The following is a 15012-nucleotide window of genomic DNA, read 5'->3' as shown; positions in this document are numbered from 1 at the left end:
CCGGCGTTGCGTTCGGTCAGTTGGCCACCGCGCCGATTTCCTTGTCCCAGCGCTCCAGCAGAGCCTTGCGCTTCGCCGGCTCGCCATAGGTCTTGAAGTCGTAGTCGATCAGCTTGATGTCCTCGAATTTCGGCGCTTCCTTCGGAATCTCCGCCGACTTGTTGGAGGGAAGCTGGAAGGATTTCGCATCCTTCATGCGCGACTGCACGGGTGCGGTCAGCGCCCAGTCGTACCAGATCTTGGCGTTCTCCATGTTCTGGGCGCCCTTGACGATCGACATCGATCCGATCTCGTAGCCGGTACCTTCGCAAGGTGCGACCGACTTGACCGGGAAACCTTCCGCAGCCTGCGCTACGGCGTCATGCATGAAGACGATGCCCAGCGCCGTCTCGCCACGGGCTGCAGCCTTGACCGGGGCAGAACCGGACTTCGTGTATTGCGAGACGTTGGCGTTCAGTTTCTTCAGGTAGTCGAATGCCTTGTCCTCGCCCATGATCTGCACGAGGGAGGCGAGGGCGGTATAGGCGGTGCCCGACGAATTCGGGTTTGCGATCTGGATTTCGCCCTTCAGTTCCGGGGCGAGGAGATCGGCCCAGCACTTGGGCTCCTTGAAGCCCTTCGTCTTGAAGATGTCGGTGTTGTAGCCCCAGCCCAGTGCGCCGGCATAGACGCCGACGGTCTTGTAGCCGGCGCTTTCCGCCTGCTTCTTTGCCCAGTCCTGCAATTCGTTCAGCATGGGCGACTTGTATTCGGCGGTCAGGTTTTCCGAGGCGGCCTGAAGGTGAGGGTCACCGGTGCCTGCCCACCAGACATCGGTCTTGGGATTGCGGGCCTCGGCGCGGATCTTGGCGTAGGCTTCGCCGGACGACATGCGCACCATGTTGACCTTGATGTCATGAGACTTCTGGAAGTCGGCGGTCATCTGCTCGCAGATCACGACGTCTGCGGCACAGATGAGGTTCAGCTCGCCCGCGGCATGCGCGGGCAGAGCGCTGAGCGCAGTTCCTGCAAAAAGCAGGCTCGAGAAAAGTGTCAGTCGCATGGTGTTCCTCCTGTTGCTTGCGTCTGAATGTCTGTCGAAGGGCAAGGCTTCGCCGGTCGGCGCCAAACGAAGTGGAGCCGGGGCCGATGTCATGCCGTGATGTCGGGTCGTCTATTGTGTTGCCGGATGAAACTCCGTCTCGAACCGGGAGAGAAGCCGCGCTCGCTCCTCGGGCGAACCGAATGTCGCGAAGTCGTAGTCCACCATCTTGATCAGCGAGATATCCGGCGCGCCGTCGGGCAGTTTCGTCCGGGAGTTCGATGGTACCTGGTTTTGTCCCGCCGCCGCACCGGTCGCCTGGCCTTCCGGGCTCAGGGCGAAGTCGACAAACTGCCGTGCGGCCTCAAGCCTGGTTGTCCCCTTCACGATGCTGACAGCGCCGATTTCATAGCCCGTGCCCTCACAAGGCGCCACGATGACCAGCGGCGCGCCGGCTTCCTTCTGGGTCACCGCATCGTGCATGAAAGATATCCCGATGGCGATCTCGCCGCGTCCGGCAGCCTTGACCGGCGATGCGCCGGCCTTCGTGTATTCCGCAATATTGCGGTTCAGCGCACGCATGTACTCGAAGGCCTCTTCCTCGCCGAAGAGCTGGATGAGGGTGGCGAGCGTCGTGAACGCCGTCCCCGACGAGTTCGGATTGCCCGCCAGAATTCGACCCCGATAGGCCTCGTTGGTCAGGTCCTTCCAGCAATTCGGGGCCGGCAGGCCCGCCTTGGCGACAAGCACCGAATTATAGGCGAAACCGAGCGCCCCGGCATAAATCCCGGCCGACTGTCCATGCGACATGGTGAAGAAATTCTGCGCCCAGGGCAGAACATCGTCCTCGTTTCGCGACGTGTAAGGTTCGAGGAGGTTTTCGGACGCAGCCTGGAGATGGGTATCCCCGGTGCCACCCCACCAGACATCGACCGTTGGATGATCCTTCTCGGCGCGGAGCTGATCCAGAATTTCGCCCGTGCTTTTGCGCTCGATAGCGACGGACAGGCCGCTTCGGGCTTCGAATGCCGTCTTCATGGTGGCGCACCAGGCCTCATCGACGCCACACAACACCTTCAGCGTGTCAGCTGCAGGCGCAGGGCTGGTCGACATCGCCAGCCCTACCAGGCCGGATGCGATCGCCAAGATCGGTTTCATCGAAAGTCCTCCCGCCGAAGCCTCCCCGCTCCGGACTGTCACAAACATGGCAGATCGAACGGAGAGGGCAAGGGCCAGAATGGTTACCGTTCTTTCAGGGCTCCGGCCGGGATGTTTCAAATATTACAATTTTAAAAATCGCGTTCATGAGGGAATCTTTGAACATTTCCATCCGGCGACATATACTGCGCCAGGGGAGGAAGAGTTTGTGTTAAATCAGAAGGTTAACATTCTGATCGTCGAAGACGATCCGGATATGGCGGAACTCATTTCCGATCTGGTGGAGGCGGAAGGCTGGACACCGCATAGCGTCGCCTCCGCGGAAGCGGCAATCGACCTGCTCGCCCGCGAGATGATCCAGCTTGTGCTTGTGGACCATAATCTTCCGGGGCTGTCCGGCCGCGCCTTTGCACAGCGCCTCAGGGCGCAGACGCAAATCGGTATCGTGATGGTGACGGCAGCCGGCAGCGCAACCGATCGTGTCCTCGGGCTGGAGACGGCCGCCGACGACTATGTCGTCAAGCCGTTCGAGCCGATCGAGCTCAGCGCACGGATCAAGGCCGTGCTCCGACGCACCGTCCCGACGCTTCGGCCAGAGCGGGAGCCGGAGCGCGATCATGACCAGGCGGCCCTCAGGCTCGGCGATTGGACCGTCGACATTCACGCGCGCCGCGCCGTATGTCTGAGCGATCGCAGCAAGACCCTGACCTCGGCCGAGTTCGCGCTGCTTGAGGTTCTCGCCGAAACGCCGAATGTTCCGGTCAGCCGGGCCCATATTCTCGATCGCCTGGGGGCGGAAAGCCAGCGGTTCATCGATCGCAACGTTGATGTGCTGGTCCTTCGCCTGCGCCGCAAGATCGAGCGCAATCCGGACCTGCCGCAGCACATTCAGACACGCCGCGGCAAGGGCTACGTCCTGCACACCAGCGACGCAGAGCTTGCCCCGTGATCAACCGGCCATTTCTCTCGTCCATCGCGTTCCGGCTTCCCTTCGCCATCGCGTTTATCTGCGTATCGGTGATCATTCTCTCCGGCGTCGCAATCTTCGGCCTGCAGAAAGCGCGGACCGAGATGGCCGACTACAGCCTGCAGGCCTTTGCAAGCCTCGCCCGTGCATCGCTGGTATCGCGCCAGGTCTCCGACCTCGTTTCGAGTGCGCCTTTCCTGATGAACGCCACATCGCCCTATCGTGTTTCGAGTGAAAGCCGGGCGGTGGTCGCGCAGGTCGACGGCCTGCTGGCCGCCATCCGTTCAGGCAAGGGCGCGAAACTGACAGAAGGCTTTTCCAGCACCCACATCCTTGAGCTTCTTGAGGGCGTGCGGGCCCAGACGCTCAATCTCGCGGCGAACGCCGATGCCGCGCAGGTCTTGAAGGCAGAGGCAGCCGCAGCGCTCGGAGAAATAGCCACCCGGTCGGAAGTCACCGACGTCGCTCTGCGGGGACGGCTGAATGCCATCGTGCAGTCCGCCTCCAACTCCGACAGCCTGTTCCAGCTGGGGGAATTGAAGCGCCGCTATGTCGGGGAGACGGCGTCACTGATGCGGGGTGGAACAACCAGTCAACCGACACTGCCGCCCGCGCTGGACCCCTATGAGCGTGTCTTCCGTGCGCAGACCAGCTATCTGGTCGAGATGTTTGCGATCCGTGGCGCGGTTGCCCGGCTGCATTCCGTCTCGCGGGACCTGTCGCATGCCACCGAAACGCAGACCTATGCCGTCGCGCAGGGACTTAACGAGGGGCTGACCTCGGCTTCCAACGCCTTGAGCCGGCTTCTCGTCATGATCGCCATGGCCTCCGTCGTCGTGCTGGTCATGGCCACCGTGTCGATCCGCTCCGTCATGCGCGTTTCGCGCGGGATCGTCGCGCTGTCTCACGGCATGAACAGTCTGGCGAAGGGTGAGCCGAATGTTGCACTCCCCGCCTATGCCGGATCGGAAACCGAGCTGGTGCAGCTGTCCGACGCCTTCCGGGCCTTCCGGGAAAGCGTAGACCGCGTTTCGCGGCTGCGGCGAACAGCGGAAGCGGCGGCCCGCACCATCCGATCGACTTTCCGAACCATGAACGAGGGCATCGCGCTCTTCGACAGGACCGGCCGACCGATCACCATGAACAGGCGGATCATCGAACTTGTGGGGCGCACGGGCTCGTCACGCAAATATCCGCTCCGGCGCTTTGTCGAAACCATCCCTGAAATTGATCCGCTACTGCTGCCTTCGCAGGACGATCCCGGAACGCTGGCCGAACGCATGGTCGTGCGCCAGCGCAATGACGAGCAGCAGGTTATCGAGCTTGCGGTCTCGCGTCAGCCCGATGGCGGTATCGTTCTTCTGGCGCGCGATGTGACCTTGCTGGACCGGCAGGAGGCGGAGGCGGTCAAATCGCAACGTCTGGACGGCATCATGCGCATGACCCATCAGATCAGCCATGAAGTTGGCAACATGATCGGCATCATCACCGGTAGCCTCGGCCTTCTAGAGCGTGAGGCCATATTCAACGAACGTCAGCAGCGGCACATCAAGCGGATCCGCAAGGCAGCCGATCGCGGCAATGCCCTGGCCAGCAGCATGCTTTCGGTCGGCAGCCAGCAGCCCATCAGGCCCAGTGAGACCGACGTCGCCGCCTTGCTGCGCGGCATGGCTGACGTGCTCGAGATCGCCGTAGGGTCTGCCTGCCCCGTCGTCCTCGAAATCGAGGAGGCCTTGCCGACCGTCGAACTTGATGCCGCCATGTTCGAGCAGTCCGTCCTCAATCTTTGCCTCAACTCGGCAGCCTCCATGCCGGAGGGGGGTATCATCCGCGTCGCCGCCAAGCGCGACCAGAACCATCTCCTCATCAGTGTCGCAGATGAGGGCATCGGCATGGAACCGGAGGCTGTCGACAAGGCGTTCGAGCCCTATTTTACAACGAGAGCAGAAGCTGGCGGCGCCGGCTTGGGCCTTGCCGTCGTTTATGGCTTCATGCGCCAAAGCGGCGGCGAAGCGCATATCGAATCCAAGCGAGGGACGGGCACGATCGTTGAGTTGCGTTTCCCGTTGAGCCGATGAAGCACCTTGCCTAAGACGAAGTGCTCCGCCAGCTCTATGGCCGCCTCCGCACATACGATCAGCCTTAGTCTATGCCAACTCCAGCGGGGGTAGCGTCGGGTGAAAGGGTCTGTCGCGAACGGGTTAGTACTTGGTGGCAGTGTCCGAAATCTTCTCTTTTCCGCCTATATGACCATTTTAACTTACCGCTCTATTCCTGCTCAAAGGCTTAGCTGGTTCGTGCGAACGGGCTTCAGGTTCGATTCCGCTCAAGGTCAAGACACGAGGAAGGGATTGTGGTAAAGACGCTGAGGCCGCGCGCCACAACCGGTCAGCGCCCCCAACACCCGCCGAACCCAAACGCCCCTTATACCAAGGCCCACTGAAATTGACTCACGGGATTCCGTTTTGGGACAAATCATGATTCAACATGGCGGAAGGAGATTTCGCCATGGGAACGGCACTCAATATCCGTCAGGACTACACGGCTGATGACCTGCGTCAGCTTGCCAGAAAGAGCCGGGACGCGGACTGGTCACGTCGATTGCTCGCTTTGTCGGTGATCTACGAAGGCGGGTCTCGGAGCCAGGCCGCCTCTATGGGCGGGGTCGGTTTGCAGATCATCCGCGATTGGGTCGAGCGTTTCAATCAGCATGGCCCAGACGGCCTGAAGACCGGAAAGGCGAAGGGCCGTGAGCCTTTGCTGAACGACAAGCAGCGCAAAGCGCTCATCGAGGCGGTCGAGAAAGGTCCCGTTCCCTATCTCGACGGAGTGGTGCGCTGGAGACTCGTCGATCTGGTGCAATGGCTTTGGCAGGAGCACCGTATCTCGGTGAGCCGCCAGACGCTTGGGCGCGAACTGCATGCGATGGGCTATCGCAAGCTCACGGCCCGGCCGAAGCATCATGCACAAGAGCTTCAAGCCATCGAGGATTTTAAAAAAGCTTCCCCGCCGCAGTGGCAGAAATCGCCGCCGGAGCAGCCCGAGGGAAACGAGTAGAGATTTGGTTCCAGGACGAGGCTCGGATCGGCCAGAAGAACAAGATCACGCGCCGCTGGGCAAGGCGGGGAACACGACCTTCAGCGCCCCACGATCAACGCACGAGGTCGGCCTACATCTTCGGCGCAATCTGCCCGAAGCTCGGAAAGGCGGCTGCACTGGTCATGCCATGGTGCGACACCTACGCGATGACGCAGCACCTGGTCGAAATCTCGCGCCATGTCGCTGACGACGCGCACGCCATCCTCATCATGGATCAGGCGGGCTGGTACATGTCGAACAATCTCATCGTCCCCGGCAACATCACCATTCTGCCGCTGCCGCCGAAATCCCCGGAGCTGAACCCGGTCGAAAACCTCTGGCAGTTCATGCGCCAGAACTGGCTCTCAAACCGGGTCTTCAAGTCCTACGACGATATCGTCGACCACTGCTGCGATGCCTGGAAAAAACTCGAAAGCCAGCCCTGGCGCATCATGTCCATCGGACACCGCAAATGGGCACATGAGTTCTAATCATTGAGCGCTGGTATTATTGCGCAACTTGGAAAAAAAGCAACGCCTGTTCTCCGCTGCACGACAGGTTGGGGTAGCCGACCCGAAGAACATGCAACATGCCATTTAGATACTGCCGATTATCGTGCGTGGGCCGGGACTTCCTGCCGCGTTCGGTGGGCAAGAGCCCCTCAATGATCCGCCATCCCGTATCTGTCAGGTCGCCGCGAGCCAAAACCGCCTCCTAACAGGTAGTTTTGAAGCGCGCTTCCGCTGATTTGGGAATCAGCTTTGGTAATAGGACTTGGACCGGATTTACTCCGTCTTCAAGAAAATACCCTGTTGCGTACGGCCTCCCTCGTGATCACACCCGAGTGAGAACGCGCGCTCTGGTTGGTAGCGGCCGCCAGCCAGACTACCACGCGCCGCTCCCAATCGATCTCAAACAGCCAGACGGAAATGCCGCTTGACAACCAAAGGCTCATGCGAAACTGTACCGATAGGTAAATAAATTACCGATCGGTACAATTTAATCAATTCAACAAGGAACTGAAGATGTCGCGTCCACCACTCCCCCCCTTCACCCGCGAAAGCGCCATCGAAAAGGTCCGGTTGGCCGAAGACGGCTGGAACACCAGAGATGCGGCGAAAGTTGCGCTGGCCTATACGCTGGACACCCGATGGCGGAACCGCGTCGAGTTCGCCAGCAATCGCGATGAGGCGCAGGCATTTCTGGCACGCAAGTGGAACAAGGAGCACGAATACCGCCTGATAAAGGAGCTGTGGGCTTTCACCGATAACCGCATCGCGGTACGCTACGCCTATGAATATCGGGACGACGGCGGCCACTGGTACCGCGCCTATGGTAACGAGAACTGGGAATTCGCAGAGGACGGTCTGATGGCGCACCGGCACGCGAGCATCAATGAAATGCCGATTTCAGAAAGCGATCGTTTGTTTCGTTGGCCTCTTGGCCGTCGGCCGGATGATCACGCCGGTCTCAGCGACCTGGGTCTCTGATCATGGCTCGCATGGTCGCTGAAAGAGCCGACGTCATAGCCCCGTTGGCCGAAGTTTTTCGCGAACATGGCTATGAAGGCGCGAGCCTTGCCTTGATCGGCAAGGCGACCGGTCTCGGCAAGGGCAGTCTCTACCACTTCTTCCCGAACGGAAAGGAAGAGATGGTACGGGCTGTTCTCGACGAAATCGGCCAGTGGTTCGAGGATGCCGTCTATTCCCCCTTGCGCAACGAGAGCGACGCCAGTGGCGCCATCGATGCGATGCTCACCTCGACGGACCAGTATTTCAGATCTGGCAGACGCGTTTGCCTCGTCGGCGTCTTGGCAGTGGCCAACACGCGTGACCTCTTTGCGCAAGCCATCCGAAGCTATTTCGTCGGGTGGGTGGACTCATTGCAGTCAGCCCTTGTTCGACAAGGCCGCGAAGCTGGCCAATCGCGCATGCTCGCAGAAGAGGCGGTCCTCGCGATCCAGGGAGCGATTGTTCTTTCACGGGCATTGGACGATGCGGCGGTTTTCCAGCGGGCTATCGATCAGCTCCGGGGACGATTGGTAATCGATACCTCTAACCTTGAGGGCACAACCGACGTTTCACCGCAAAATGAAGTTCGGCTTGTCTAAGATTAGCGGAGATATCAACACAACGCGGGGCGGCAGGATTTTGGGCAATCTTGCCACTCCACAGGCGGTCAAGGGCCAGCGGCAGGAGTTTCGGCAAAGCGTCCGGACGGAGAAGGGGCAAAACTTTGTCAACAGGGCCCAGTGCCAGTTCATTCTCAATGACGAAACCAACGTGCAACACCAGAGCTACCAAAGCCCCTACGATTGAATTGTTGCAAACAGAATAATTCCCAAAGAAAAATCAACCGCGACTTTCCGCAATGTTCTTAAAACGACCCGCTAACTGCCCCATTTGCCCGGTGTCTTCATCGACTGGACCCCTACGCAACAAAGTTCCGCGAGTGCCCGATGCGACTGGTTCTATGAGGGCCCATCAGGGGCCCACTCCATCAACGCGTTCACAATAGGGCAGTCGGCTACACAGTTCCAAGGTAGGCAGGCCGATCCGCCTCGATGCAAAGATCGAGAACTGAAGACAATGTGGGCGCAGAACACCGGTTACCCTTGACCTCACCAGCCAATGTCGGTGAACCTCACGTCGGATCTAGCCGGTTTTGAGAAACTCCCGTTGTTCATCCATGGAAAGGCGATCACAGAGTAAGCGCCGTTTCAGTCCCACCTCCACGGCCAACTAGATGCTCGACGGAGCGGTATCGGAGCCAATCTTCGGTGCTATGCGAATGTATGCCAACTGACTCAGAAGTTCGATCAATGTCTGCGTGACGATTATCGCCGGGAGGATCGGGACAGCGCCGGGAACAGCGAACGCCAGCGGCAGTACGACCAGAGAGTTTCGCGTAGCGGCGCTGAACGCGACGGCACGACCCGCTGGCGCATCAAGTCTGAACAGCTTGCTCATGCCCCACCCCGCCAAGGGCGCAACAACCGCGTATGTCACGTAAATTGGCACGACCCGGACTGTGGCATCGAGTGCGGAGCCGATTTGCGGCACGACGGCCGCCACGACGATGAAGAGTACAACCGCTGTCGCAGGAACCGGGAGCAGTCCAAGGACCGACGACGCACGTGCCCCGGCCACACTTCGGCCCGCCCAAAACTGTACGAGAATGGCGAGAACAAGCGGGATTGCGATCAGCCAGACGAAGGCATGGACAAATGGTCCGGCCTTGATGAGAGACCCGGCCTCGGGACCAAGGAAAACACTCAGAAAGACGGGCAAAAGTAGCATCTGGACGATCAGGAGCGCGGGTGTTGCTGCCAACAGGAGGCGGGCATCGGCGCGGCCAAGGTGCGAGAATGTAACGACATAGTCGATACATGGGGCGAGAAGGACCAGCAATATGCCGAGCCGCACCATCGGATCGGGTGGAAGAAACTGAACGAGAACTCCCACCAACACAGGAATGATGACAAAGTTGGTTAGCAGCAGAACACCAAGGAAGCGGAAGCGCGCTAAAGCCACCCGCAGCTCGGCAAGCGGCACCTGAAGGAAGGTCACAAACAACATAAACGCCAGCGTCGGATTGATGCCGATCTCAAGTCCAGTCGTACCGGAGATCGAGAGAGCCGCCAGAGCGCCGAGGACGACTGCCCCGAAGTAAATCTGGACCTGATGATTTTCGAGGGTATCACGGAGGAGAGTCAACTGAGCGCCTTCGCTTTCCATTTTACGCCAGGCGAAGGTAGCCAGGTCCGAGAACAATGGCCAGCTGCACTGACTTCAGTGTTTCTGTAGATAAAAATTCCAAGGTAACAGTTCTCTCACCTGAGCCTGCTTGTGGCCGTTGATGATGGCGGTGAGAGTGTTGGTCAGATAGGCCTGCGGATCGACGCTGTTGGGCTTGCAGGTCTCAATAAGCGAGGCGATAGTCGCCCAGTTCTCGGCTCCGGCATCGTGGCCCGCAAAGAGTGCGTTCTTCCGATTGAGCGCTATCGGACGGATGGTCCGCTCGACGCTGTTGTTGTCGATCTCGATACGCCCATCGGTCAGGAAGAGCTTCAGACCATCCCAGTATTTGGCGATGTAGGCCAAGGCTTCGCCGAGTGGAGACTTCGTTGCAACGCGTGCGCGGTGATGGACAAGCCAGTCATGCAGGCCAGCGACGAGTGGCGCTGATCGTTCCTGCCGACCTGCAAGGCGAGCTTCAGGATCAAGGCCGCGCAGTTCGGCCTCGATGCGATACAGTTGGCCGATCCGCTTGAGGCCATCCTCGGCAATCGGTGCTGAGCCGTAGCGGGTGATCTCCATCAGCTTACGCCGAGCGTGAGCCCAACAATAGGCGAGCTCAATGCCTTGGCCGACACGGTCAGGCGCGATCAGCCTGTTGTATCCGGCATATCCATCGACCTGCAGAATGCCCGAGAACCCCTGCAATATCGTTCGGCATGAATGCCACCGCGACCAGGAGCGTAGGTAAAGGCCACGCCCGGCGGAGCGCCGCCACCCCAAGGACGATCATCTCTCGCAAGCGCCCAGAAGTATCCGGTCTTGGTCTTCCGGGAGCCGGGATCGAGAACTGGGGCACGGGTCTCGTCCATGAACAGCTTGGTCGAGCGCTTCAGGTCGGCGATCAGTGCATCGAAGACGGGCCGCAGCTCACAGGCTGCCCGACCGGCCCAATCGGCCAGCGTTGATCGGTCGACATCGATGCCCTGGCGGCTCATGATCTGCGCCTGCCGATAGAGCGGAAGGTGATCGGCATACTTGGAGACGAGAACATCGGCGACGGTCGCTTCCGTCGGGAGCCCAGCCTGGATCAGGCGAGCCGGAGCTGCGGCTTGAACGACACCGTCAGTGCAGGCACGGCAGGCATACTTAGGGCGGCGGGTGACGATCACGTGGAACTGTGCCGGGATCACGTCCAGCCGCTCGGAGACATCCTCGCCAATGCAATGCAGGCAACCGCCACAGCCGCACGTCAGACTTTCCGGTTCGATCACCTCCTCAATACGCGGGAGATGCTTTGGAAGAGAGCCGCGATTGATCGCGCGTGGCTTGGCAATCCTGTTTCCTGAAGGACTGTCCGCCTCATCCTCGGCCTGGATCACGGCCATGGCCGTCTCCAGGTCTTCCAGCGCCAGGTCGAATTGGTCAGGATCGGTCTTCTCGGATTTGCGTCCGAAGGCTGCCTGTTTGAATGCCGCGACCAGCTTCTCAAGCCTTTCGATCCGCTCATCCTTGCGGGCGATATGCTCGTCTTTGCTCGCTATCGCGACGTCCTTGGCCGCCTCGCGTGCCTGTGCCGCGATCAGCATCGCCTTCAGGGCGGCAACATCATCGGGAAGGTCTGCGGCATCAAGCATGGCCGGAAGCTACCAAATCGAAAGCGATTTTGCCTTCGGAATTTGCCGTGCTGAGTCATCGTGCCGCAGCTATTCGATGGTCTCCGGGGTTCTCGTCTGGATGGCATGAACCCGCCGCCAGTCGAGGCCCGCAAACAGGGCTTCGAACTGGGCGTGGGTCAGCGTCATCATGCCATCCTTGATGCCGGGCCAGGTGAAGCTGTGCTCCTCCAGCCGCTTGTAGGCCATGACGATCCCGGAGCCATCCCAGTAGATCAGCTTCAACCGGTCCGCCTTGCGTGATCGGAACACGAAGACAGTTCCAGTGAACGGGTCCTTGTGCAACTCGTTCTTCACCAGTGCGGCTAAGCCGTCATGACCCTTGCGGAAATCCACGGGTTTGGTGGCCACCATGATCCTGACGCGGTTTGACGGAAAGATCATGTCGCAGCCGCCAGGGCGCGAGCGATAGCCGCGATGCGGGCCACAGAAGCACCTTCCTCAAGACGGACGTAACTGGACCCACGACAATCTCGGCGCGGGAAGCGACCTTGACGGTCTTTAGCTCCGGCGCTGGAGTATCGACAACGATGGCCGCAAACTCCACCGCGTCTTCCGGCTCTGGCAACACCAACTTGCCTTGCCGCGCCAGCGTGCGCCAGAACGACAGGTGGTTGGCCTTCAGTCCGTAGCGCCCCGCTACTTCATTCACCGTCACGCCTGGTCGCAAGCTCTCCGAAACGATGCGTGCCTTCACCTCGTCAGGCCAATGGCGGTGCGCCTCACGCCTACTCCGCCGCGTTGTGAGAACCTCCAACGTAGACTCCATGGAGAAACTCCTTGTCTCTCATCCATGGAAACTTGATCACAGATCAGGGCGCGGCAGACAATGTGGGGGCAGAACACCGTTTACGATACATCTGTTTCTTGAGCAATTGCCACATTGAAGGTTAGTGCCTGCCCTGCGCGACAAAGGCACGGTATCGCTCGATGGCTTCCCGTGCTTCAATCAGCATTAGAAGTCAAAGCTCTCGAACCGCAGCCGGCCGGGGTCGATCTTGGGCTCAAGCCACGCGCGGACGTCCGCCATGAACCGATCGGGCCCGCAGACAAACACGATCGCGTGGTCGAGCGTGGGCACATCGTCGAAGTCGGTGGCGCGGAGCCGGCGCGGATGGACACGACGCCCGTCCGCACTTGCACTCTGCGCCTTACCCGTCGAGTCGAACACGCGTACTTCGATGTCGGTCATCCCGTCGATTAGCGAGATTTCGTCGCCGCGGCACGAATAGAAGAGCGTGACCTCGGGCATCGGACGCCCGGAGTCGCGCAGCGCCCGGTGCATCGCGAGGAAGGGAGTGATCCCGACGCCGCCGGCCACCCAGAGCATGTGCGGAAGCACGCGACCTTCATCGAGACACGTGAACGCTCCACCGAATCCCAGGAGATCGATCTCGATCGGTGGAACGCGATGATTCGCTAGCGAGTGCAAGTACGACGAGACGACTCCGGCCTTCTTGACCGTGATCGAGATCTGTCGGCGATCAGGCGATACCCTCGACACCGTATACGTCCGCACGTAGTCATCGTTCAGCGACTGTGGGTCGAAGTTGTTCATGTGCTGGTACGAACGATCGAACCGGCTTCCGAAGTCGAAGATGGCGTGGCCACCGGGGACGAGCTCGGCCTCCCGCGGGAGCGCGAACGTGAACGTCGAGACGAGCGTCGACTCTTCGATCACGTCGACGAGCGTGGCCTTCATGGCGAGCGGATATCGGTCGCTCGGAGTCTCGCTCGCGAGGATCCTCGGTTTCGGGTTGTAGGGCGAGAGCTGCTCGTCACCGACGATCTCGAGGTCGAGCGCACCCGTAGTAAGCAGCGCCTCGTCGATCGTGATCAGTGTGATCAGCGTCGCGCCCGGCATAATGCGCGATGCATCTTCATCGAAGAGATTGCGCGCACGCCCGGTCACGTGGAGCATCGCGCCAGTGGTGAAGTCGGGTATCGCGACGCCCATCACCGGATCGGTCTCGACGTTGCCTAGCGACTGATAAAAGCGATTACCCGAGTAGTCGGGCATAACGAGATGCGTCCCGTTCTCGTCGTCGAAGGAGCGGAGGAACCCCTTCGGTCCGCCGCGATGGTTCAGCCCCATGTCGGATTCGGAGGGATCGCTGTCGGTATGTCGCGTGGCGATGAAGATGGTGCTCGCTCGCCGGAGAATGTCTCGCGCCGCGGACGAGAGCTCCGTGCCGAGCGGGGTGGTGCTCGGCGTCCGAGCCTTCGGGCGAAGGTCCCTCACCGTGATGTACTTGGGGCAATTCCCCATGTGCTCGTTCGCGCGCAGCGCGAGCCTGAGTGAACGTCCATCGAACGTCGCCGCGTCCACCGAACCCGAGAGCTTAACGCGCGAGCGCGTCGTGAAATCGATCGCGACGCCCGCGAAGAGTCGCGCGCCGGGCATTGGCGAGCACACCGCGCGCACGAATGGATCGTCCGGGTTCACCCGAGCCCGCACGACCAGGAGCTCGGTCGAGGGCGCGGTCGTCTCGGGGTTGCAGAGAATGGTCACCCACGGCCGGCCGCTCTCGTCGAGCACGCCGAGCGGCAAGTACGGCAGGCGAGCGTAGTAGACGACGTGCTGGCGCGACATCTCATCGTGGATCACGCCGCGGATCGCCTCGGTCTGCTCCGGAGGCGTGTTCCGCCGAGCCTGGATGCGGAGCTCTCCCTCGTGCTGGCGGTGCGACTTGCGGATGCTCCCCGTCATGACGCCACGGTCTCCTTATTGGCGAGCAGCGTCGCGCGTACGTCCTTGAGCGCCCGCGCGAACACTCTCTTGTTCCCCGTCCCTGCGACGACCACGAGTGCCCCCTCAATGCGCCCGAGCGCGTCCTCGGCGCGGGACCGCGCGACAGCGCGCGGAATTCCAGCGTCGACTCCAAGCGTCTCAAACGCAGTCAGCCAGAGGTCGAACGAGCGACGGAGTGGACCGCCGATGACGGGACGACCCGCGCTCGCGCAGAGCCGCTCGAGTAAACACGCCTTCGTCCCACCGTCGTAGACCTCATCCAACACGGCGAGCATCTCGTCGAGCTTCTTGTTCGGACTAGCCTTCGTCTCAAGCGGCGCGTAGAGCGCCTGTTTGAGCAAGCCGTCGAGATAGGCGAGCACACTCGTCGCCATCTCTTCCTTTCCGCCGGGGAAGTGGTGGTAGAGGCTCGAACGACCGAGGCCCGTCGCTTCCGACAGGACCGCGAGGGACGCACCTTCGTATCCGTGCTCGCGGAAGACCTCCAGGAGTCGCGCGAGCACTTCTTCTTTCGGGATGAGAGCAGCGGGCATGGTCGACGGGCCTCGGTGTGGGTTCGTGACCGCAGCACGCCGTGTACCAGGCGTGCTGCGATCTTCGGATGTATCAGAAGGTGCACACGG

General features: G+C 60.7%; 12 protein-coding genes and 2 pseudogenes. 5 read left to right on the top strand and 9 right to left on the bottom strand.

The window, feature by feature from the left end; translation table 11 throughout:
* Nucleotides 1-16: 16 nt before the first annotated feature.
* Together ACODR6_RS29635 and ACODR6_RS29630 are read right to left on the bottom strand one after the other, a co-directional pair.
* Nucleotides 17-1042, bottom strand: a complete 1026-nt coding sequence (locus ACODR6_RS29635) for an ABC transporter substrate-binding protein (RefSeq protein WP_109853990.1) — start codon at nucleotides 1040-1042, stop codon at nucleotides 17-19.
* Nucleotides 1043-1153: 111 nt separating this feature from the next.
* Nucleotides 1154-2179 carry an ABC transporter substrate-binding protein gene (locus ACODR6_RS29630; protein ID WP_109853989.1) on the bottom strand — a complete coding sequence of 342 codons (1026 nt, stop codon included), beginning with the start codon at nucleotides 2177-2179 and terminating at the stop codon, nucleotides 1154-1156.
* A gap of 208 nt (nucleotides 2180-2387) precedes the next feature.
* On the opposite strand from ACODR6_RS29630, the gene ACODR6_RS29625 reads away from it, so the two are divergent.
* The 3 genes from ACODR6_RS29625 to ACODR6_RS29615 all read left to right on the top strand — a co-directional run bounded on the left by ACODR6_RS29625 (nucleotide 2388) and on the right by ACODR6_RS29615 (nucleotide 6715).
* On the top strand, nucleotides 2388-3128 hold the full coding sequence (locus ACODR6_RS29625; protein ID WP_109853988.1) for a response regulator transcription factor: 741 nt from the start codon (nucleotides 2388-2390) through the stop codon (nucleotides 3126-3128).
* On the top strand, nucleotides 3125-5224 hold the full coding sequence (locus tag ACODR6_RS29620) for a sensor histidine kinase (protein ID WP_109853987.1): 2100 nt from the start codon (nucleotides 3125-3127) through the stop codon (nucleotides 5222-5224). Before ACODR6_RS29625 ends, ACODR6_RS29620 begins: the two co-directional genes overlap by 4 nt.
* A gap of 409 nt (nucleotides 5225-5633) precedes the next feature.
* Nucleotides 5634-6715 (top strand): IS630 family transposase gene (locus ACODR6_RS29615; protein ID WP_109853986.1). Its coding sequence is split into 2 segments (ribosomal slippage): nucleotides 5634-6170 and nucleotides 6173-6715, totalling 1080 coding nucleotides; the frame shifts between segments, so codons are not numbered across the junction.
* A 70-nt stretch (nucleotides 6716-6785) separates the two neighbouring features.
* Here ACODR6_RS29615 and ACODR6_RS29610 read toward each other — a convergent pair.
* Nucleotides 6786-6929: pseudogene (locus ACODR6_RS29610) on the bottom strand (transposase); the annotation flags it as partial.
* Nucleotides 6930-7249: 320 nt separating this feature from the next.
* Here ACODR6_RS29610 and ACODR6_RS29605 point away from each other — a divergent pair.
* Nucleotides 7250-7714, top strand: a complete 465-nt coding sequence (locus ACODR6_RS29605) for a nuclear transport factor 2 family protein (RefSeq protein ID WP_109853985.1) — start codon at nucleotides 7250-7252, stop codon at nucleotides 7712-7714.
* Nucleotides 7715-7716: 2 nt separating this feature from the next.
* The gene (locus ACODR6_RS29600; RefSeq protein ID WP_109853984.1) at nucleotides 7717-8334 is read left to right on the top strand and encodes a TetR/AcrR family transcriptional regulator; all 618 of its coding nucleotides are present in this window, start codon (nucleotides 7717-7719) and stop codon (nucleotides 8332-8334) included.
* A 631-nt stretch (nucleotides 8335-8965) separates the two neighbouring features.
* On the opposite strand, the gene ACODR6_RS29595 is transcribed toward ACODR6_RS29600, so the two are convergent.
* From ACODR6_RS29595 to ACODR6_RS29570, 6 genes and pseudogenes are all read right to left on the bottom strand, one after another.
* Nucleotides 8966-9997, bottom strand: coding sequence for an arsenic resistance protein (locus ACODR6_RS29595; protein ID WP_489026021.1), 1032 nt, complete (start codon nucleotides 9995-9997; stop codon nucleotides 8966-8968).
* Nucleotides 9998-10015: 18 nt separating this feature from the next.
* Nucleotides 10016-11598: pseudogene (gene tnpC / locus ACODR6_RS29590) on the bottom strand (IS66 family transposase).
* Nucleotides 11599-11667: 69 nt separating this feature from the next.
* On the bottom strand, nucleotides 11668-12021 hold the full coding sequence (gene tnpB / locus ACODR6_RS29585) for an IS66 family insertion sequence element accessory protein TnpB (RefSeq protein WP_146200694.1): 354 nt from the start codon (nucleotides 12019-12021) through the stop codon (nucleotides 11668-11670).
* Entirely contained in the window at nucleotides 11951-12406 is a 456-nt protein-coding gene (locus tag ACODR6_RS29580; protein ID WP_489026019.1) for a transposase, read from the bottom strand. The genes tnpB and ACODR6_RS29580 overlap by 71 nt, the downstream gene beginning before the upstream one ends.
* A 186-nt stretch (nucleotides 12407-12592) precedes the next feature.
* Nucleotides 12593-14347: a pyridoxamine 5'-phosphate oxidase family protein gene (locus ACODR6_RS29575; RefSeq protein WP_109853982.1), complete on the bottom strand. Its 1755-nt coding sequence runs from the start codon at nucleotides 14345-14347 to the stop codon at nucleotides 12593-12595.
* Nucleotides 14344-14922: a TetR/AcrR family transcriptional regulator gene (locus tag ACODR6_RS29570; protein WP_181366533.1), complete on the bottom strand. Its 579-nt coding sequence runs from the start codon at nucleotides 14920-14922 to the stop codon at nucleotides 14344-14346. The genes ACODR6_RS29575 and ACODR6_RS29570 overlap by 4 nt, the downstream gene beginning before the upstream one ends.
* Between the last annotated feature and the right edge of the window lie 90 nt (nucleotides 14923-15012).

The sequence above is a fragment of the Rhizobium sp. FG96 genome (genome assembly GCF_057808655.1).
The sequence above is the reverse complement of the archived record's forward strand: the minus strand, read 5'-3'. Positions and strand labels throughout refer to the sequence as shown.

Bases quoted from the DNA above. Each gene is read 5' to 3' on its own strand.
- ACODR6_RS29635 (WP_109853990.1), bottom strand. From the start codon at position 1,042: ATGCGACTGACACTTTTCTCGAGCCTGCTTTTTGCAGGAACTGCGCTC.
- ACODR6_RS29630 (WP_109853989.1), bottom strand. From the start codon at position 2,179: ATGAAACCGATCTTGGCGATCGCATCCGGCCTGGTAGGGCTGGCGATG.
- ACODR6_RS29605 (WP_109853985.1), top strand. From the start codon at position 7,250: ATGTCGCGTCCACCACTCCCCCCCTTCACCCGCGAAAGCGCCATCGAA.
- ACODR6_RS29600 (WP_109853984.1), top strand. From the start codon at position 7,717: ATGGCTCGCATGGTCGCTGAAAGAGCCGACGTCATAGCCCCGTTGGCC.
- tnpB (WP_146200694.1), bottom strand. From the start codon at position 12,021: ATGATCTTTCCGTCAAACCGCGTCAGGATCATGGTGGCCACCAAACCC.
- ACODR6_RS29580 (WP_489026019.1), bottom strand. From the start codon at position 12,406: ATGGAGTCTACGTTGGAGGTTCTCACAACGCGGCGGAGTAGGCGTGAG.
- ACODR6_RS29575 (WP_109853982.1), bottom strand. From the start codon at position 14,347: ATGACGGGGAGCATCCGCAAGTCGCACCGCCAGCACGAGGGAGAGCTC.
- ACODR6_RS29570 (WP_181366533.1), bottom strand. From the start codon at position 14,922: ATGCCCGCTGCTCTCATCCCGAAAGAAGAAGTGCTCGCGCGACTCCTG.